The organism is Dichotomicrobium thermohalophilum (assembly GCF_003550175.1).
In the GTDB taxonomy this organism is placed as follows: Bacteria; Pseudomonadota; Alphaproteobacteria; order Rhizobiales; family Rhodomicrobiaceae; genus Dichotomicrobium; species Dichotomicrobium thermohalophilum.
In genome coordinates this window covers 1,077,923-1,097,808 of record NZ_QXDF01000001.1, presented here as the reverse complement: position 1 = coordinate 1,097,808, position 19,886 = coordinate 1,077,923, and the positions used below count along the sequence as shown (strand labels likewise).

General features: G+C 61.9%; 17 protein-coding genes. 4 read left to right on the top strand and 13 right to left on the bottom strand.

Features of this window, described 5'->3' with window-relative positions:
• The 7 genes from BXY53_RS04980 to BXY53_RS04950 form a co-directional block, all read right to left on the bottom strand.
• Complete coding sequence (locus tag BXY53_RS04980; protein ID WP_210209148.1) at positions 1-924, bottom strand: branched-chain amino acid ABC transporter permease; 924 nt, start codon at positions 922-924, stop codon at positions 1-3.
• Between the two features lie 110 nt (positions 925-1,034).
• Entirely contained in the window at positions 1,035-2,267 is a 1,233-nt protein-coding gene (locus BXY53_RS04975; RefSeq protein ID WP_119060774.1) for an amino acid ABC transporter substrate-binding protein, read from the bottom strand.
• A gap of 170 nt (positions 2,268-2,437) precedes the next feature.
• Positions 2,438-3,622 carry an acyl-CoA dehydrogenase gene (locus tag BXY53_RS04970; protein WP_119060773.1) on the bottom strand — a complete coding sequence of 395 codons (1,185 nt, stop codon included), beginning with the start codon at positions 3,620-3,622 and terminating at the stop codon, positions 2,438-2,440.
• A 116-nt stretch (positions 3,623-3,738) separates the two neighbouring features.
• Entirely contained in the window at positions 3,739-4,590 is an 852-nt protein-coding gene (locus tag BXY53_RS04965) for an ABC transporter permease (protein WP_119060772.1), read from the bottom strand.
• Between the two features lie 30 nt (positions 4,591-4,620).
• The gene (locus BXY53_RS04960) at positions 4,621-5,886 is read right to left on the bottom strand and encodes an ABC transporter permease (protein WP_119060771.1); all 1,266 of its coding nucleotides are present in this window, start codon (positions 5,884-5,886) and stop codon (positions 4,621-4,623) included.
• A gap of 80 nt (positions 5,887-5,966) precedes the next feature.
• Positions 5,967-7,064 carry an extracellular solute-binding protein gene (locus BXY53_RS04955; protein ID WP_170144342.1) on the bottom strand — a complete coding sequence of 366 codons (1,098 nt, stop codon included), beginning with the start codon at positions 7,062-7,064 and terminating at the stop codon, positions 5,967-5,969.
• Between the two features lie 234 nt (positions 7,065-7,298).
• Positions 7,299-8,438 carry an ABC transporter ATP-binding protein gene (locus tag BXY53_RS04950; RefSeq protein ID WP_245410423.1) on the bottom strand — a complete coding sequence of 380 codons (1,140 nt, stop codon included), beginning with the start codon at positions 8,436-8,438 and terminating at the stop codon, positions 7,299-7,301.
• A gap of 245 nt (positions 8,439-8,683) precedes the next feature.
• Here BXY53_RS04950 and BXY53_RS04945 point away from each other — a divergent pair, with 245 nt between their 5' ends.
• Entirely contained in the window at positions 8,684-9,547 is an 864-nt protein-coding gene (locus BXY53_RS04945; protein ID WP_119060769.1) for an urea carboxylase-associated family protein, read from the top strand.
• 86 nt (positions 9,548-9,633) lie between these two features.
• Here BXY53_RS04945 and BXY53_RS04940 read toward each other — a convergent pair whose 3' ends face one another.
• Positions 9,634-10,668: a glycosyltransferase gene (locus tag BXY53_RS04940; protein WP_119060768.1), complete on the bottom strand. Its 1,035-nt coding sequence runs from the start codon at positions 10,666-10,668 to the stop codon at positions 9,634-9,636.
• Between the two features lie 217 nt (positions 10,669-10,885).
• On the opposite strand from BXY53_RS04940, the gene BXY53_RS04935 reads away from it, so the two are divergent.
• Positions 10,886-11,620 carry a hypothetical protein gene (locus BXY53_RS04935; RefSeq protein ID WP_210209147.1) on the top strand — a complete coding sequence of 245 codons (735 nt, stop codon included), beginning with the start codon at positions 10,886-10,888 and terminating at the stop codon, positions 11,618-11,620.
• A 64-nt stretch (positions 11,621-11,684) separates the two neighbouring features.
• Here BXY53_RS04935 and BXY53_RS04930 read toward each other — a convergent pair whose 3' ends face one another.
• From BXY53_RS04930 to hslV, 4 genes are all read right to left on the bottom strand, one after another.
• Positions 11,685-12,356 carry a hypothetical protein gene (locus BXY53_RS04930; RefSeq protein ID WP_119060766.1) on the bottom strand — a complete coding sequence of 224 codons (672 nt, stop codon included), beginning with the start codon at positions 12,354-12,356 and terminating at the stop codon, positions 11,685-11,687.
• A gap of 70 nt (positions 12,357-12,426) precedes the next feature.
• Positions 12,427-13,734: an ATP-dependent protease ATPase subunit HslU gene (gene hslU, locus BXY53_RS04925; RefSeq protein ID WP_119060765.1), complete on the bottom strand. Its 1,308-nt coding sequence runs from the start codon at positions 13,732-13,734 to the stop codon at positions 12,427-12,429.
• Positions 13,731-14,807, bottom strand: a complete 1,077-nt coding sequence (locus BXY53_RS04920; protein WP_119060764.1) for a hypothetical protein — start codon at positions 14,805-14,807, stop codon at positions 13,731-13,733. The genes hslU and BXY53_RS04920 overlap by 4 nt, the downstream gene beginning before the upstream one ends.
• Positions 14,797-15,357: an ATP-dependent protease subunit HslV gene (hslV, locus tag BXY53_RS04915; protein ID WP_119061776.1), complete on the bottom strand. Its 561-nt coding sequence runs from the start codon at positions 15,355-15,357 to the stop codon at positions 14,797-14,799. Before hslV ends, BXY53_RS04920 begins: the two co-directional genes overlap by 11 nt.
• A 128-nt stretch (positions 15,358-15,485) precedes the next feature.
• Between hslV and hisB the strand changes: the two genes are divergently transcribed.
• Positions 15,486-16,097 carry an imidazoleglycerol-phosphate dehydratase HisB gene (hisB, locus tag BXY53_RS04910; RefSeq protein WP_245410359.1) on the top strand — a complete coding sequence of 204 codons (612 nt, stop codon included), beginning with the start codon at positions 15,486-15,488 and terminating at the stop codon, positions 16,095-16,097.
• A 173-nt stretch (positions 16,098-16,270) separates the two neighbouring features.
• Here hisB and BXY53_RS04905 read toward each other — a convergent pair whose 3' ends face one another.
• Positions 16,271-17,023: an MOSC domain-containing protein gene (locus BXY53_RS04905; RefSeq protein WP_119060763.1), complete on the bottom strand. Its 753-nt coding sequence runs from the start codon at positions 17,021-17,023 to the stop codon at positions 16,271-16,273.
• Positions 17,024-17,288: 265 nt separating this feature from the next.
• Between BXY53_RS04905 and clpB the strand changes: the two genes are divergently transcribed.
• Positions 17,289-19,886 carry an ATP-dependent chaperone ClpB gene (gene clpB, locus BXY53_RS04900; protein WP_119060762.1) on the top strand — a complete coding sequence of 866 codons (2,598 nt, stop codon included), beginning with the start codon at positions 17,289-17,291 and terminating at the stop codon, positions 19,884-19,886.

Here is a 19,886-nt window from a genome sequence, read left to right as displayed (position 1 = left end):
CTACTGCAGCGCCTGACGGACCCGCTGCTGCTGGGCCAGTCGGATGATCAGCACGATGAGCAGCAGCAGAACGGCGATGGCCTGCTGATAGCCGATGCCGAAGATCAGCGCGCCATACTGTTCGAGTACGCCAAGTCCCAGCCCCGCGGCGATAACACCGGGCAGGTTTCCGAGACCTGCCGCCGTGACCACCACGAACGCCCGGATCGAATAGACGATGCCGTAGAATGGCTGAATAACCCAGGCCATCACGATGATCGCGCCCGCCGCCCCGCAGATCGCGGCGTTCAGCGAAAACGTGAAGGCGTAGATGCGGTCCGTGTTGATACCCAGAACGCGCGCCGCACGCGGATCCTGCGCGGTCGCCCGGATTGCCTGGCCGGTGCGCGAGTAGCGCATGAACAAGACCACGCCAAGAGCCAGAACGCCCGCGAGACCGACGCCGATCAGCTTGGCGATCGGCAGGTCGACGACGCCGCCGAACAGATGAAGCGTTTCATAAGGAAGCTGGATACTCTGGGTGTCCGAGCCGAACAGCAGGTTGAGGATTTGCGCCGTCATGATCGCGACACCGAAGGTGGCCAGCAGCGAAGTGAACAGGTCGCGCTCGATCACCCGGTTGATAACCAGCTTGTAGACGATCCAGCCAACGCCCCACAGCACAATGAACGCCAGGGGCACGCCAAGAAGCGGGTGGATGCTGTATTCGCCCATTTGGGTGCTGGAGAACCAGGCGACGTAACCACCGGCGATGACGAAGTCGCCCTGCGCCAGATTCTTCACGTTCATGACGCCCCAGACGAGAGCCAGGCCATAAGCGGCCAGAGCGAAGAGGGCGCCGACCATGACCCCGTCGATGATGATCTTCAGGTTCACCGTCGGGAACTGGAAGAGGAGATTGAAATTCGAGATAATCTGATCCATCGGCCTCGCCCGGTTGGCTGTGACGGCCGCGCACCTGGAGGGCGGCGGGGTACCGGGCGCACCGTTGTGCGAACGCCCGGTACCGCTTGTTCACGGGATTCCGCGCTCGATTACTTGCGCGGATAGATCAGGTCGTGAGACGCGAACTTTGCCGGCGCGACCACGTTGTACTGACCGTCCTGGATCTGGCGGAGCACCATTGGCTTGGCGATGTTGTTGCCCGCATCCGAGAACTTGATGCCACCATAGAAGGTCATCAGGTCGGTCTCGGCGATCGCATCGCGCACAGCATCCTTGTCCAGCGTGCCGGCACGCTCGAAAGCGTCCTTGAACACGTAGACCGCAGCGGCCGCCTGGGCGGACTGATACGGGACCGTCTTGCCCTGATACTCCGGATACGCTTCCTTGAACTCCTTCTCGAAGTTCGCGGCGGTACCGAAGATTGGATCCTCGTATTTCAGCGTCTCGGCCCACTGGGTGGCGCAGAGAATGCCGTTCGCGGCGTCACCATAGTTGCCGGTCACGTCGGCCGCCTCGCAGTGCGTCATCGCGACCATCGGGGTCTGGATGTTCTGCTCCTCGATCTGGCGCACGGCCGTTGCCGCACCTTTCGAGTGACCCGAAACAACCAGCAGGTCCGGCTTGATGAGCGACACCTTGGTCAGGATCGCACTCATGTCGGACAGGTCGCGCGGCAGCTTCTCGTCGATCACGACATCCATGTCGTACTTCGCCGCGTCTTCAAGCACGCCCGCGCGAATATCGAGCGAGAACGGGTCGTTCTCGACCGCAACGGCCAGCTTCACCTCGGACGGATCCTTGCCGTTCTCCTTCGCCACATCCGCGGCCAGATTAACGGCCTCGGCCAGGTACTGCTCAGAGGTTGACAGGACCGCAAAGAGATACTTGTAACCCTTGTTGAACAGCGAGCGAGACGCGCCCTCGGCCTCGATCATCGGGATCTTGTACTTCTCGGTGACCGGCGCGATCGCCTTCGTCATGCCCGAGGAGTACGGGCCAAGCATATATTGGACTTCGTCCTGCTGGATCAGGCGCTCAGCCAGCGTCGCGGCGCGGTCACCCTTGGACTCGTCATCGTAGTAGGTGACATTGAAATTGTAGCATTTGTCACCGATCTGAACGCCACCAGCTTCAGCGATCTTGTCGATCGCGAATTCGTATCCATTCTGCGTGTGCATGCCGTTGGTGGCATACTTGCCCGTCAGCGAGATCGCCGCGCCAAGCTCGATCGTATCGCAGTCCTGCGCGGACGCAGCCTGCGGGGCGGCCATCAGACCGACGGCGGCAAACGCCGATAGCGACCATTTCAACAATGGTTTCATAGGTTTCCTCCCTTTAAATGGCCAGCGGCTCTTTTATGAAGTGGGTATTGTTGTCACAGCCAGCTACGCCCTGCAACCGTTAACAACGATCAATCTATTGGACTTTTGTTGCGTAAGCTGACTGTTTTTGCCGAATTTTTAGGCACGCGTCACGCTTCTGACATGCTCCTTTAATGGCCCGTGAAAGCTTGAAGGCCCGTCTGGGCGCGGCCGAGGATCAGCGCGTGAATGTCATGCGTGCCTTCATAGGTGTTGACCGTTTCCAGGTTCATGAGGTGCCGCATGACATGATATTCTTCGCTGATGCCGTTGCCCCCGTGCATGTCGCGCGACGCCCGGGCGATCTCCAGCGCCTTGCCGCAAGAGTTGCGCTTGAGAAGCGAAATCGTCTCCGGCGTACAGGTCCCGTCATCCAGCATGCGTGAGGCTCGCAGGCAGCCTTGCAGGCCGAGCGCAATCTCGGTCTGCATGTCCGCAAGCTTTTTCTGGATCAGCTGGTTGGCCGCAAGCGGCCGGCCAAACTGCTCGCGCTCGAGCGTGTAGGCCCGCGCAGCGTGCCAGCAGAACTCCGCCGCGCCTAATGCGCCCCAGGCAATGCCGAAGCGCGCCTTGTTCAGGCAGCCAAACGGGCCCTTCAGCCCTTCCGCGTTCGGCAGCAGATTCTCCTCCGGCACGAAAACCTCGTCCATCACGATCTGGCCGGTGATGGAGGCGCGCAGGCTGAGCTTGCCCTCGATCGCCGGGGTCTCCAGGCCTGCCATGCCGCGTTCCAGGATGAAACCTCGGATTGCACCGTCCAGCTTGGCCCAGACGATCATGATATCGGCGATGGGCGAATTGGTGATCCAGGTTTTCGCGCCAGTGAGCCGGTAGCCGCCCGAAACCTTTTCCGCGCGCGTCGCCATGCTGCCGGGATCGGAGCCATGATCCGGCTCGGTCAGGCCGAAGCAGCCGACCAATTCGCCGGAGGCGAGGCGGGGCAAAAATCGCTCGCGCTGAGCGTCCGATCCATAGGCGTGGATCGGGTGCATGACCAGCGAGGACTGAACGCTCATCGCCGAACGATAGCCGGAGTCGACGCGCTCGACCTCCCGCGCGGACAGCCCGTAGCAGACATGGTTCGCGCCGGCGCCGCCGTATTCCTCCGGGATCGTCGAGCCGAGCAGGCCAAGCTCGCCCAACTCATACATGATTTCGCGGTCGAAGCGTTCCTCGCGAAACGCCGAGATAACGCGCGGCAGGAGCTTCTCCTGGGCATAGGCGCGTGCGGTGTCGCGCACAAGGCGCTCTTCCTCGCTCAGCTCTTCTTCAAGGAGGAGCGGGTCATCCCACTGGAACTCGGCCTTACCGGACATGGCTTTTGCTCAGACTTTCCGCGATGATGATTGGCGGAAAGGCTAACCGCTCGGCCGCGGAAGCGCAATTGCCCCATCCCCGTGAACACGCGCGCGGAAACGCCGCAACCCCGGCTCTAGCCGGGGCTGAGACCGCGGAGGCGCTCGCCGCGCCGGCGGATCATCTCCAGCGTGGTCAGAAGCGCGATGGAAATGCCAACGAGGATTGTGGCCAGTGCCAGGATCGTCGGGCTGATCTCTTCGCGAAGGCCGGAGAACATGCGCACCGTAATCGGCGTCTGCTCGGGACCCGCCAGGAACAGCACCACGACCACCTCGTCGAGCGAGGTGACAAACGCGAAGAGCGCCCCAGAGATAACGCCCGGCAGCACCAGCGGCAGGATCACCCGGAAGAAGGTCGTCGTCTGGTTTGCGCCGAGACTGGATGATGCGCGGATCAGCTGCTCGTCGAAACTGGCCAGCGCGGCGGTCACCGTGATCACCACGAAGGGTGTCCCCAGGACGACATGCGCCATGATGATGGAGAAAAAGGTCTGCGACAGCTCGATGCGCGCATAGAAGCTGAACAGCGCCGCCGCAGTAATGATGAGCGGCACGATCATGGGCGAGATGAGCAGCGCCGTGATGAAGCCGCGCGCAGGCATGTGCCGGCGGCTCAGTCCGAGCGCGGCGAGCGTTCCCAGGGTCGTGGCGATGACTGTCGAGGCAATCGAAATAATGAAGGAGTTGCGGATCGCACGCAGCCACTCTTCGCTGCTCAAGAGGTCGTCGTACCAGCGAAGCGAATAGCCCGCCGGGTCGAACTGGAGCATCTCGGTGGTAAACGTGAAATAGGGCTCCGCGTTGAACGACAGCGGCAGGATGACGAGGATCGGAAAGATCAGAAACAGGAAGATCAGCGCGCAGATCACGTGGTACGCGTAGTGCCAGACGCGCTCAAGCGTGCTTGCATAAGGAGGCAGCGCCATCGTTTCGTTTCCTTTCGTCCCGTCGCGTGCCTAGCCGAACTTCAACCGTTCCACGCCCACCAGCTTGTTGAAGAGCCAGTAGAACAGCATCACCAAGACCAGCAGGATCGTTGCCAGCGCCGCAGCCAGGCGCAGTTGCGCCGTGGACCCCTGCATGTTGCTGGCGATCATGTTGGATATGAAGATGCCCGTCTCGCCACCGACCAGGGCAGGCGTGATGTAGTAGCCAATTGCCAGGATGAAGACGAGCATGACTCCCGCGGCAAGCCCCGGCAATGTCAGCGGGAAATAGACCCTGAACCACGCGACCAGCGGGGTCGCTCCAAGTGAGCGCGCCGCGCGCAGATAGCTCGGGTTGATCGTCTTCATCACCGAATAGAGCGGCAGGATCATGAATGGCAGCAGGATATGCGTCATGGCCACGATCGTGCCGGTCTGGTTGTAGATCATTCGTAATCGGCCGTCGTCGCTGATGAAGCCGGCCCCGACAAGCAAGTCATTGATGACGCCCTCCTGCTGCAGCAGCACGATCCAGGCCGAGGTGCGCACCAGCAGCGAGGTCCAGAAGGGCAACAGCACCAGGATCATCAGGAGGTTCGAATATCGCAGCGGCAGCGTCGCCAGGAGATATGAAACGGGATAGGCCAACAGGATGCACAGCACCGTGATGAGCACACTCATCCAGGCGGTGCGGATGAACAGATCCGTGTAGACCTGATAGATTTCCGGCCGAGGCTCGATGTTCCCCTGCGGCGTATATTCGTAGTCGAGCGCAAGGAGATAGTAGCTTGGCGTAATCAAGCGGCTTTCCCGCTTGAGGATCCCCCAGAACTCCGGATTCGTCCAGCGGTCGTCCTCTGCGATGAACGCTTCCTTGTAGGGCGGCTGCATCTCATCGGCGTCGCGCGCGGTCCCCAGCATGAGGCTGCGCGCGCCAGGAAGCTCGCGGTTGATGCGCGCGGCGACCCGGCCGATGGTGCGGTCTTCCCGCCCCTGAACCATGTCCTTCGCCAGGGCGGCGAAAACATCTTCGCCCGGAACCCCTTCACCCTCCCATTCCTGCAGTGCTTCAGCAGTATTGGGAAGGTAGTTGACGACCTCCGGGTTATAAACGGATCGACCCATCATCGCCATGATGGGCACGATGAACGTGATGACGAGGAAAGCCAGCAGCGGCAGCACGAGCAGGAATGCGCGGATGCGCGCCCGACGTTCCGACTTGCGGATACTGTCCTTCAGCGGCGTGCCGTCGGCCGTCTTCAGGGTCTCGAGCTGCGCTGGTGTTGCGTCCTGCATGTCACCACTCGCCTTCTTTGGTCATGGCGGGGAGAGCGGCCCGCGCAGGACCGCTCTCCTCCAGGTTCTGGTATTCGCGCTTACTGCGCAACCCAGGCGTTGAAACGCTCTTCAAGCAGATCGCCGTAGTCCGCCCAAAATTCGGTGTTGAACTGAACGGCGGTCTTGAAGTTCTCCGGGCTGGTCGGCATGTGCGGCTTCATGTCCACGCCGGAGTCGGCATGTGTGCTGACCAGCGGAACGGACGACTTGCGCGCCGGGGCATACGCAATGTACTTGGCCTGGTCGGCCAGACGCTGCGTGTCCGTGGCGAAGTACAGGTAGTCCTTGATCAGGTCGAGCTGATCTTCGTTGCCACGCGGCACGACCCAACCGTCAACCTCGAACATCTGGTGGTCCCACATGATCTTGAACGGCTGGTTCTCGTTGACCTGCGCGTTGAAGATGCGGCCGTTGTAAGCCGTCGCGATCACGGCTTCCTCGTCGGCGAGCATCTGCGGCGGCTGAGCGCCTTCCGACCACCAGATCACGCTGTCCTTGATCTCGTCCAGCTTCGCAAAGGCGCGGTCCTGACCTTCTTTGGTGGCCAGCACTTCATAAACATTCTCGGGATCGACGCCATCGGCGATCAGCGCCCATTCCAGGTTCTTCTGCGGAATCTTCTGCAGGGCGCGGGTGCCCGGGAACTTCTCGAGGTTCCAGACATCCTCGATCGTCTGCGGACCTTCACCCTCGAAGGCTTCGGTGTTGTAAGCGAACATCGTCGCATACAGGATGCTCGGGACGAAGCAGTCACCCAGGGTACCCTCGATGAAGTCCTCCGTCGGAGGGGCACCATTCGGGGCGGGCGCGAACCACTCGTCATGGTCGATCTCCATGATCAGGCCCTCGTCGCAAGCGCGCTGCGCGTCAGCCTGAAGCATGTCGACGATGTCCCAGGTCACATTGCCCGCCTCGACCTGCGAACGGATGCCCGCCAGGGCCTGGGCCGACTTATCCTCGTTGTAGATCTGAACGCCCGTCTTCTCGGTGTAGGGCTCGTGGTACGCACGCACCTGCGATTCCGTATAGGCGCCGCCCCAGGAAACGATCGTCAGCGATTGATCCTGTGCATTGGCCACCACTGTCGAGGCGGCCATGACGCCCGCAGCAAGCAGGCCCAAGCTCTTGAGTTTCATTGGTTAGATCCTCCTGTTAACCAATCGGGTAAATACGTCGTCATGGTCTTGAGTTTGATTCCGAGCAACGAATGTCGCCTGGAACACGAGGAGGTGCGCTCCCCCCGGAGACGCACGAGATGGGCGTTGACCGCCTTCTTGTTATTACGGTCCCGCTCCGCCAGTGCCTGGCGACGCCCTGCTTCTTGGTGTGCATGGACCGCCCGGCATTGCGGCTGGGACCCGGAGAAACCGTCACAGTGGCATCGGGTCGAGGGCGCGGCAGTCCTGACTGGCCCAGCCGACCATAGCCGTTTCACCTTCCTTTATGATCTTGTGGCCGTGGGTGTTCGGCACCTTGACGATGAAATCGTCGTGGCCCGCCACGGACATGCGCGTGCGGATGTGATCGCCGAGATAGATCAGTTCCTCGATGCGGCCTTCCAGCCTGTTCGCCGTGGCGCCCTCATCCGGGTTGATCTCGACGCGCTCCGGGCGCAGCGACAGGGTCGTGGGCGCGCCAACCTGATCCACAGCGACGGCCAGGGCTTCGACGACATGGCCGCCCTCGATCTCGACCTGGCACAGCCCGTCGTTGCCGAGGGACTTCACTGTCCCGGTCAACTTGTTGTTCTCGCCGATGAACTGCGCCACAAAGCTGTTCTCCGGCTCCTCATACAGAACGTCGGGCGTGGAGAGCTGCTGGATCACGCCATCGTTGAACACCGCAACGCGGTCGGACATCGTCAGCGCCTCTGATTGGTCATGCGTCACATAGACGACCGTCACGCCAAGATTCTCGTGGATGTGCTTGATCTCGTACTGCATGTGCTCGCGTAGCTGCTTGTCGAGCGCGCCGAGCGGCTCGTCCATCAGGACGAGCTGCGGCTCGAACACCAGCGCGCGGGCCAGCGCGATGCGCTGCTGCTGACCGCCGGAGAGCTGCGCCGGGCGGCGTCCGCCGAACTGGCTCATCTGGACCATGTCGAGGGCGCGGCCAATCTTTTTCTCGATGTCGGACTTGGGCAGCTTGCGCACCTGCAGCGGAAAGGCGAGGTTCTCCCACACGGTCATGTGCGGGAACAGCGCGTAGTTCTGGAACACCATCCCGATCTCGCGCTTGTGCGGCGGGACGTTGTTGATCGGGCGCCCGTCCAGGAAAATCTCGCCATGCGTCGCGGGCTCGAACCCGGCCAGCATCATCAGGCAGGTCGTCTTGCCCGAGCCAGAGGGGCCGAGCAGCGTAATGAACTCGCCCTTGGCAATATCGAGATTCAGATCTTTGACGACGAGTGTTTCGCCGTCATAGCTTTTTTGTACGCGATCGAACCGGACGTAGGCGTCCTCCGGTTTCGTTTGCGAGACCTTTTCGGTTTCGGCCGTGGGTGTCGACAGCTGGTCCACGTCGGAAATGCCCTCCGCTCTAAAGCGTCTTTCGCCTTGGCCCATGTATAAGCATGACCCGTGCCAAGGACACGGACCATGCTCCCCGACTGCGAAAAACAAAGCTAGCCATGCTTATGGCTCGCATCAGATTTGCTGATAGGCTATAGCCCGGATTAACGATGATCAAGGCCAACTTTCGTGGGTAAGTGACGAAACCGCCTCGCGACGGCCATGAAAACAAAGCGGGATCGGCGATGACGACACGCGCACAGCACCCGGCCCCGGCCGATGCGGCGGAGCGGAAGGCGGTCCGCCCGGTGATCTGTTATCCCCCGGAAACGCTACCGCCATTCGATGCGGCATTTTACGACGCCGCGCGCGCCGGGATGACACAGATTGACGCCGTCACCGTGCCACCAAGGGATGCAGCGACCTTCTTCGTCCCGGCGGGACATTTCTTCCGCATCGCCATCACCGACGGACCGCAGGTCGGCGATCTGAATCTGTGGAACGCGGCTGATCTGTCCGAGCGATTCTTCAGCGGCAAGACTCGCGCGCTCCACGGGACTCACGTCACCACCGGCGACCGGCTCTGGAGCAACCTGCCCTATCTGCGCCCGATGGCGACAATCACCCGAGATACGCTGGACTGGTACGGCTGGGATGCAGATGGCGCCGGCGTGCATGACGTGATCGGCACGCGTTGCGATCCGTACACCAATCATCTGCTGAACGGCGAGGACTACGACCGCTGTTGCCACTCCAATCTGATCCGCGCCCTGGCGGAGTCGCGGAACATGACGCCCGAAGAGGCCGAGCGGCATGTGCATGACGTCCTGAACGTGTTCATGTGCACAGGCTTCACGCAGGACACCCAGCAGTATTTCATGAAGGCCAGCCCGGCGCGGCCGGGCGACTTCATCGAGTTTTTCGCCGAAATCGATCTGCTGGCCGCGCTGTCCGCCTGCCCCGGCGGGGATTGTGGCAGCGAACATTCGAGCGATGCCGCGGCGTGCTATCCGTTGCGCGCGGAGATTTATCAGCCCGCCTCCGGCACGCTTCGGGAGTGGCAGCCGCCCGTTCGTAACGGTTACACGGGTGGTCACGGGCTGCGGTGACGGCGGTGCTCACCTGTTCTGCTGTCACTCGTCAATCAAGAAAAGAGAGGCAGCGGTTATGCGCTACGCCGAGAGCACTGGAGCACCTATGCGCCGTTGCTGCGTCTCGCGTTTTCAAACAAGTCGATGTATTGATCGACAATCTTTTCCCGTCCGAAGTTCTCTGACAGATATCGATTGCCCTCGGCGCCCATGCGTCTACGTTCGTGGGGGCTTTCGATCAGCTGGTTAAGCGATTCCGCCAGGCTTTGCGGAGAACCGTTTTCAAAAAGGATGCCGGTTCTGCCATCCTCGATGAGGTGCTCGGGCCCCGGCGAACGCGCCGCCACGACTGGCGTGGATTGTGCCCATGCTTCCAGTATCACGTTACCAAGAGCTTCATGCCGGGATGCACATACGAATACGTCAGCCGCCTTGAGCAGGCTGAAAATATCTTCTCGCCAACCGAGAAAGCGGACGCGGCTTTCCAACTGACGCTGCCGGACAGCCGCCTCCAGCGCGTCCTGCATCTCCCCTGCGCCTGCCATCCAAAGATAGGCACCCGGCACGTCCGAAAGGGCCTCAACAACGACGTCAGGGCCTTTGCTGTGCGTCATCCGGCCCATCCAGAGGATCAATGGGGCATCCGGTGGTGTGTTAAAGATACTTCGATCTGCTGGTTTGGCCGGTTTTGTCTGAACGAAATTCGGGATGTAGCGGACACGACCGTCTTCCACCCCTTGGTCCAGAATATACTTCGTTATTTCTGGAGTATTGCCTATAAAATAATCGCAATTCTTGTAGTGCTTGAGCGGATAATAATTTCCAAGCCTTGTTATGTGAGGCGCCTCTGTCTCCGGCACGTGTTTTGCCGCTCGGCCCATCCAGCTTAATATCACATCTGGTTTTTCGGCTTTTATCAGGCGCTCCATTTTCCTTTTCGTCACGAAATCCAGCGCGCCACCGAAAGGAAATGAGACAAGTGGGATCCCCGAATCACCGAGCCTTTTTTCGACCCAGCCGCCTTTGCGAACCACAACGGATTGAGACACGCCTCTTTCTTGTAGCGCTTGGGCGTGTCGCACGAAAAACTGCTCCGCACCGCCTTTCTTGTTGCTCCCAATGACATTGAGTATTTTCATGTAGCTCACCTGACCTCGAACGCTTGTGCGCGACACCCCAAAACCGCCAAAGCGCCCGAACTGACTGCCCCTGACGCGTGTTTACCGAGACAGTTCATCATTATGACGCATTTATGTTGCGCAACCACAGCCATGGCAGGAGCGCCTGACACGCCTGTCTGATTGTCTTGGTCGGGCGGCACTCGGCGGGGAGATTGCAGTGCAAACGGTCGTATGCATGAAGTGGGGCACGCGTTACGGCCCGGAATACGTCAATCGGCTCTACTCCATGGTGAAACGCCATACACGGCGCCCTCTCCGCTTCATTTGCTTCACGGAAGATACGCACGGCATCGACAGCGGCGTGGAAACCCACGATCTGCCGCCCATCGACTTACCCGAGTTCATGTCCCGACGTCCTTGGCGGAAGGTCGGGCTCTGGCAGACAAATCTGGCCGGTCTCGAAGGTGACGTTCTTTATCTTGATCTTGACCTGATCGTGACCGGGAACATCGACGAGTTTTTCGACTACAGGCCGAACTCGACTTTCTGTGTCATTCGGAACTGGACCACGCGTAACAGGATCAAGAGTATTTATCGGAAGGTCGGGAATACATCCTGCTATCGCTTCCGTGTGGGCGCTCATTCGTATCTTTATGACAAAGTGCAAGACGATCCGATCGGCTTCTGGCGGAAATATCGAAACAGCCAGACGTTTATTTCAAACGAAATTTCAGAGATCACATATTGGCCCGATGAGTGGTGCGTCAGCTTCAAGCACTCTTTATTGCCGAACTGGCCGCAGCGCATGTTCCGGGAGGCGCAGCTTCCACCGGAAGCCAAGATTGTTGCCTTCACCGGAAAGCCGGATATCGATGATGTCATCGCCGGGAACTGGCCGGAGAAAATGATTCTCAAAAGGCCGTTCAAAAGGTTCGTCAAACCGGAATGGGTCGAAACGCACTGGCGGTGAACGCGCTGACTTGCGTTTCTTTATACCGGCGATGCGGGATGACCGCGAAACCACCCCGTGGCGATTAACGCCCCAACCCTGCTTCCTTGGCAGCCTGCGTTCGCCCTGTACGAAAACGCCGTTCGATCGCCTTCAGTCGCTCCTTTAAAGTCCGCGGTTTTCTGTCGGCGTGCGCGCTCTCGTGGTCGACCATGGCGGGTCTTCCGATCTGCGTAAAAGCCACACCCGGGACGGTCAGAAAGGCCTGCAGCATCGCCGCCTCGTCTCCGCTGTAATGGGTCTGCGCACACTGGCGCTCCCATTCTGATGCAAACCGCTTGGCCCCTTCTGTCGGATGAAAAACGGCGACTTGCGAGGTCGCCTTGAGAACGACACGCTTGTGCATCGGCCAAAGCAGCCGGGCTCTACGGGCATTGACGCGAATGCCCACGTCTCCGCCGATGCCCGTGAGCGGCGCGATATCGCCGTTCAGGATGCAATCCACGTCCATAAGGACAATCGTCTTATCCGGATAGACCGACATGGCTTCAAGCACGACGGACGGCTTGCGCCACGTGTTCCAACCTTTTTCCGACTTGGACTTGGAGAACAGATGAAAGGGCGTCCGATAAACCTCAAGGTTGGCAGCGAAGTTCTCCGCGAGGGCCCGATAGTCGGGCGTGAACCAGCCGACCACGAGCCAGTTATCGGCTTGGACGCTGCCCTTGATATCGGCCTCGGACGGATCGCTGGTCATCTGTTTTTTTCGTCTGTGAAACGGGTTTCCGAAATACCCTGTAGCGGAAATGGCGTGCGAACACGACCCTCTACAAAATAAACTTCGACAGGTCGGTATTCTTCGCCAGGTCGGCCACCTGCGCGCGAACATACTCGGCGTCGATCACGAACTTCCCGTCCACCCGGTCGGTCGCGTCGAAGCTGATCTCGTCCAGCACGCGCTCCATCACGGTCATCAGCCGGCGCGCGCCGATATTCTCGACATTCGCATTCACTTCAACGGCGATCTGCGCGATCGCGTCAATGGCGTCATCGGTGAACTCAAGTTCCACCCCCTCTGTCGCCATCAGCGCAACGTACTGCTTGATGAGACTGGCCTTGGGCTCGCGCAGGATTCGGCGGAAATCCTCCTCGGTCAGTGCGCGAAGCTCAACCCGGATCGGCAGCCGGCCCTGAAGCTCAGGCAGCATATCCGACGGGCTGGAGACATGGAAGGCGCCTGACGCGATGAACAGGATGTGGTCGGTCTTGACGGCCCCGTACTTGGTGCTGACCGTCGTGCCCTCGATCAGCGGCAGCAGGTCGCGCTGTACGCCCTCGCGGCTGACATCGCCGCCGGTCCGCTCGGAACGAGCAGTGATCTTGTCGACCTCATCGAGGAACACGATGCCGTTGTTCTCGACCGTCTGGATTGCTTCCTGGATGATCTGGTCCTCGTCGATCAGCTTGTCCGATTCCTCCTGGATGAGAAGGTCGTAAGAGTCCCGGACCGAGACCGTCTTCTTCTTCTTCCGCTCGCCGAACGCCTTGCCGAGCATGTCGCCAATATTGATCATGCCGACCTGCGCACCGGGCATGCCCGGCACGTCGAAGCTCGGCATCCCGCCGCCAGTGTCGGTGACCTCGATCTCGATTTCCTTGTCGTCCAGCTCGCCATCGCGCAGGCGCTTGCGGAAAGACTCGCGCGTTGCCGGCGAAGAATGCTCACCGACCAGGGCGTCCAGAACACGCTCTTCCGCCGCCAGATGCGCCGAGGACTGCACCTCCTTGCGCTTGGCCGCGCGCACGAGACCCAGGCCCGCCTCAAGCAGGTCGCGGATGATCTGCTCGACATCGCGGCCGACATAGCCAACTTCGGTGAATTTCGTCGCTTCGACCTTGATGAACGGGGCATTCGCGAGCTTCGCCAGTCGGCGTGAGATTTCGGTCTTGCCCACACCAGTGGGGCCGATCATCAGGATGTTCTTCGGCAGGACTTCCTCGCGCAGGTCCTCTTCAAGCTGCTGGCGGCGCCAGCGGTTGCGCAGCGCGATGGCGACCGCGCGCTTGGCATCCTTCTGGCCGATGATGTAGCGGTCCAGTTCCGAGACGATTTCGCGGGGACTGAAATTGGTCATGCGTGCTCCGGTTCAACGGTTGGCAGGCGCCGGGCGAGCGCGGCGGGCACAAGCTGGGAAACGACCTCCTGGCGCGTCCGGCGCCAGCCAACCCCCAGCAGCAGCAAGGCCGCGCCGAGCCCGAGAACGGTGAAGGCCGTCACCGAGGCCTCGTCCATGCCCGTTCTGTTGATGATCACCGACAGCGCCACGCCGAAATAGATCAGCCCGGCGACGAGGATTGCCCGCCGGTCAATGATCAGTGCGATGACGGCGAGCGCTGCAATCAAGATAATCGTGCTCACGGCATCGCCAAGGGCGAGGCTTGCCCGGTCGGTCGTCCAGACGAAGCCCATCGCGCTGTTCACGATCATCGGCGCGGCAGCGAGATGCAGCCAGAACGCGGCGTCGGAAAAGCGCGTGTGCCGGGCCGGATCGCGCAGATCATAGCGCATCGCAAGCGCGAACGTGCCGAGCCCGAGGGCAAGAAAGAGTGGTGTGCTCCAGGCCGTCGCCGTCTCCGGCAGCAGCACCTGCAGCAGAAAATAGGCTGTCGCAGCGACCGCCACTGCGGTTTGACCCAGCGTAAAGGGCAGCCGGAAATAAAGGTAGTAGCCGAACGAAGAAAGCGCGATCGCCGCGGAAATGCACAGGCCGGCATAGCTGTCCTTGTCGCCTCCGGCTGGGCCCGCGAATGGCCCCGGCGCGGCGGCCTCCCAGAGCGCAAGGCCGAACGTACCGACGAGATACCCCAGTGAAATCCCGAAGCCCAGCGACAGCGCGATGCTCGGCAAGGTCAGCCGTCGCCGCCGCGTGAAGTAAAAGGCAAGCGCGACCGCCACCACCGCGACGGCTGCGAACGCCAAGGTTCCGGCAACCAGGCCGACGGTATAGGCCACGCCGGTCAGCAGCAGAGCGATTCCGATCGTCAGGAAGATGTCGTGGAAGCCACGGACGAAACGGATGGCCTCCGCATCCTCCGGCTGCGCCGGATGAGCTTCGCGCCGCGCCAAAAAATCGGCCAGCCGGTCCGCCTCCGCGCGCCCGATGACGCCTGCGGCCACGGCCTCGTCCAGCTGGTCCCTAGTCGGCATCGAGCGCTTCCACCGTGATCGTGTCGTTCGTGTAGATACAGATGTCGGCGGCGATCTTCATGGCACGCCGCGCAATGTCTTCCGCGCTCATGTCCGTGTCGTACAGCGCGCGCGCCGCCGCCATTGCGTAGTTGCCGCCCGAGCCAATACCCACGAGGTGGTTCTCCGGTTCCAGCACGTCGCCAGTGCCGGTGAGCACCAGTGTGTTCGTGCGATCCGCGACGACCATCATCGCTTCCAGGCGGCGCAGGTAACGGTCAGTTCGCCAATCCTTGGCAAGCTCGACGCTCGCGCGCATGAGCTGCCCCGGATACTGCTCCAGCTTCTGCTCAAGCCGCTCGAACAGCGTGAAGGCGTCGGCCGTCGCCCCGGCAAAGCCGGCGATCACGTCGCCCTTGCCAAGCGCCCGGACCTTTCGCGCATTCGATTTCATGACGGTCTGGCCGATGGAAACCTGGCCATCGCCGGCGATGACGACCTTGCCGTCCTTGCGGACCGACACGATCGTGGTCGCATGCCAGCCCGGGAAAGATGTGGATTGCTCGCTCATGATCTGCCCCGCCATATACGCCGCGCTCTGCGCCTATGCAATGCGTGCGCCTTGTAGCAGGTTCGCGCCCGGCGAATAAAGCTGCTATACGCTTGTAAGGCCGTGGCTCAACAAGGCGCAGGACCGGAATGACCGACTCTGGCGACATGCGCGTTGCCGAATTGGCGCGCGAAACGAAGGAAACGCAGATCAGCGTGCGCGTCGCGCTTGACGGCACGGGGCAATACGACATCGCAACCGGCGTCGGCTTTTTCGACCACATGCTGGAACAGCTCGCGCGGCACTCGCTCATCGACGTCACCCTGCGCGCCAAGGGCGATCTGCACATCGACGCGCATCACACGGTCGAGGACTGCGGCATCGCGCTGGGCCAGGCGTTGGCCAAGGCGCTCGGCGAGCGGCGCGGCATCCGGCGTTATGGCGCGGCGGAACTGCCGATGGACGAGACGCTGAGCCGGGTGGCGCTGGACATCTCCGGGCGTCCCTACCTCGTCTGGCGTGTCGCGTTCCCGGTGGCCAAGATTGGCGAGATGGACACCGAGCTTTTCCGCGAGTTCTTCCAGGCGCTGGCGCAGAACGCCGGGCTGACGCTGCACGTCGAGACCTTCTACGGGGCGAACGCCCACCACATCGCCGAAAGCTGCTTCAAGGCGCTGGCGCGGGCGCTGCGCGCGGCCGTCGAGATCGACCCACGCATGGCGGACGCGATCCCCTCGACCAAGGGCCAGCTCGGCGGCTAAGCCGCATTCGCATCTGTCGGGCTTGGTTCACCTGTCGTCGTTGCCGGGCTTGCCTGTGCTCAGGCTCGACCCGAGCAACCCGGCAACCCAGAGAACGAATTCAACAGCCCGATATGATGGATGCCCGTATCAAGCACGGGCATGACGTGGTTCCAGACGGATCTTGACGTAGATTAAGCGGTGATCTCGTCGCCGACGCGCACCGTGCCGCCTTCGATCACGCGCGCATAGACGCCTAGCTCATTATGCCCGTACATGCGCATCATATCGGGCGGGATGCTGGTATCGCGCGCGGCGGTCTCGGGGTTGACGTCCGTGGCAGCACAGCGGTCAGTGCGCGCGAAGACGTCCAATGTCACCTCGCCAATGCGGATTTGCCCGTCCAGCCACTGCGCCTCCGCCCAGGGCGCCAGCCCGTCGAAATAGACGTTCGCGCGGAAGCGCAGCGGGTCCAACTCTTTGCCGATCTCCGCGCCCAGCGCGCGCACCGTCTCCAGATTCACCAGATGCAGGCACTTGTCCGCCACGTCGGAGAAGCTGTGGCCCGGCGCGGTGACGACCCGCGGCGCGCCCTTCAACTCGCCTGTCATGTAACCGGCGAAGAACTGCTCAATCATCTGGCGTCCCAGCCTGGTGCTCAGATCCCCGCGCGCGACCTGCTTACCGTCGCGGTAGATGGTGAGCATCTGACTGTCAGCATCGAAAGCGGTTTCCAGCGCCGCCAGCTTCTCGTGGCGCATCAGCATAAGGAAATTGATCTTGGGCAGATGCTTTGGCGCGGTCGGGTCGAACCGCCCCGGGCCGTTCTCGATCGCATAGGCGCGGTCAAAGGGAATTGTCTCGCCGGGCTCGAGCCGCACCTCGTCCAGCGGCTCCGGCGACAGGCCCTTGACCGGGTAACGGTAGAGATGACGGACGGTGATCATGGCGGTGAACCTGTCGCGCGGCCGGCGAAGCGTCAAGCGTCATGCGCCGCCCGCCGTGAAACCCGGCAGCGTCTTCGGGCGTTCTGCGAAAGCGTGGAAAATCGCAGCGAGTCATCAGGCTAGCGGCTTTCCAGGGCAGCCGCGCGACACTACATCCTGTGTCGCATCGCGGTACAGACCGGGTGCTTACTTGATGACTTGACTGACGAAGGCGTGGCCGGCGCGCCGCTTACGGGCGAAGGCTCACGCGCTTGAGGAGGACGATATGAATTTCGAGAAGTTCACCGACCGGGCGAAGGGCTTTCTGCAGGCCGCCCAGGGCATTGCGCTGCGCGAGAACCATCAGCGCCTGACGCCCGAACACCTGCTGAAGGCTCTGCTCGATGATGACGAGGGCATGGCCGCCGGGCTGATCACACGCGCTGGCGGCGATCCTGATGGTGCACGCCGGCGCACCGAGGAGGCGCTTGAAAAGCTCCCGAAAGTCTCGGGCAGCGCCGCGGGGCAGATCTACATGGCGCCGGAACTCGCCCGCGTGTTCGACCAGGCGGAAAAAGCCGCCGATAAGGCCGGCGACAGTTACGTGACTGTCGAGCGCCTGTTGCTCGCGCTGGCGATTGAGAAGGGTGCGAATACCGCAACGATCCTCGCCGACAGCGGAATTACGCCGCAGGGGTTGAACGCGGCGATCAATGATCTGCGCAAAGGGCGCACCGCTGACACCGCTACTGCCGAGGAGTCCTACGAGGCCCTGAAACGTTACACGCGCGATCTGACCGAAGAAGCGGCGAACGGCAAGCTTGACCCGGTTATCGGCCGCGACGACGAAATCCGCCGGACGGTCCAGGTGCTCTCGCGGCGCACAAAGAATAACCCCGTCCTGATCGGCGAGCCGGGCGTCGGCAAAACCGCGATCGCCGAAGGTCTGGCGCTTCGCATCGTCAATGGTGATGTGCCGGAAAGCCTGAAAGAAAAGAAGCTGCTCGCGCTCGACATGGGCGCACTGATCGCGGGCGCCAAATACCGCGGCGAGTTCGAGGAGCGGCTGAAATCCGTGCTGCAGGAAATATCCGCGGCCGAACGGGGTATCGTGCTGTTCATCGACGAGTTGCACACCATCGTCGGCGCGGGCAAAGCCGACGGCGCGATGGATGCCTCCAACCTGCTGAAACCCGCGCTCGCGCGCGGCGATCTGCACTGCGTCGGTGCGACCACGCTCGATGAATACCGCAAGCACATCGAGAAGGACGCCGCGCTGGCCCGGCGCTTCCAGCCGGTCTATATCGACGAGCCCACGGTCGAGGACACCATCTCGATCCTGCGCGGGCTTCAGGAGAAGTATGAGCTGCACCACGGCGTGCGCATCTCCGACAGCGCGATGGTGGCGGCGGCCGAACTCTCACACCGCTATATCACCGACCGCTTCCTGCCGGACAAGGCCATTGACCTGGTGGACGAGGCGGCCGCCCGGCTGCGGATGCAGGTCGACTCGAAGCCCGAGGAACTCGACGAACTCGACCGGCGCATCATCCAGCTGAAGATGGAGCGCGAGGCGCTGAAGCGCGAAGAGGATCAGGCATCCAGGGAACGCCTGTCCAACCTCGAAAAGGAACTGGCCGACCTCGAAGAAAAGGCCGAGGGACTGACCCAGCGCTGGCGCGAGGAGAAGGAGAAGCTCACCTCCGAGCAGAAGCTCAAGGAGGAGCTTGAACAGGCGCGCATTGAGCTTGAGCAGGCGCAGCGGCGGGGCGACCTGACCCGCGCGGGTGAACTCGCTTATGGCGTGATCCCCGACCTGCAGAACAAGCTGCAAAAGGCTGAAGGCGCCGAAGAAGCCGCCGGTATGGTGGAGGAAGTCGTCACGCCCGAGCACATCGCACAGGTCGTCTCCCGCTGGACCGGCATCCCGGTGGAAAAGATGCTGGAAGGCGAGCGCGACAAGCTGCTGCGCATGGAGGACGAATTGGCAAAGCGCGTGGTCGGGCAGGCCGAGGCGGTCCACGCCGTCTCGACCGCGGTCCGCCGCGCCCGCGCCGGTCTGCAGGACCCGAACCGGCCGCTCGGCTCGTTCATGTTCCTTGGCCCCACGGGCGTCGGCAAGACCGAGCTCACCCGGGCACTGGCCGAATATCTGTTCGACGACGAGCAGGCGATGGTGCGGCTCGACATGTCGGAATACATGGAGCGCCACTCGGTCGCGCGACTGGTCGGCGCGCCGCCGGGCTATGTCGGCTATGAGGAAGGCGGATCGCTGACCGAGGCGGTGCGCCGGCGACCCTATCAGGTGATCCTGTTCGACGAGATCGAGAAGGCGCATCAGGACGTGTTCAACATCCTGCTGCAGGTGCTGGATGATGGCCGCCTGACCGACGGACAGGGCCGCACGGTCGATTTCCGCAACACCATCATCATCATGACCTCGAACCTTGGCTCGGAATATCTCGCAGGGCTGGGCGAGGATCAGGAGGTCGACGAGGTCCGCGAGCAGGTGATGAATGTCGTGCGCGGGCACTTCCGGCCGGAGTTCCTGAACCGGATCGACGAGATCGTGCTGTTCCACCGGCTCAAGCGCGCCCAGATGGTCGAGGTGGTCGATATCCAGATGCAGCGCGTCCGCAAGCTGCTGGCTGATCGCAAGATCACGCTGGAGATGGACGACGCGGCCCGGCGTCTGCTGGCCGAGCGCGGCTATGATCCGGCCTATGGCGCGCGCCCGCTCAAGCGCGTGATCCAGAAATACGTGCAGGACCCGCTGGCCGAGAAGATCCTGATGGGTCAGATCAAGGACGGCCAGACCGTCAAGCTCAGCGCGAGCGGCAGCGAATTGATCATCGACGGGGCGCCCGTGCGCGTCGCGGCGTAA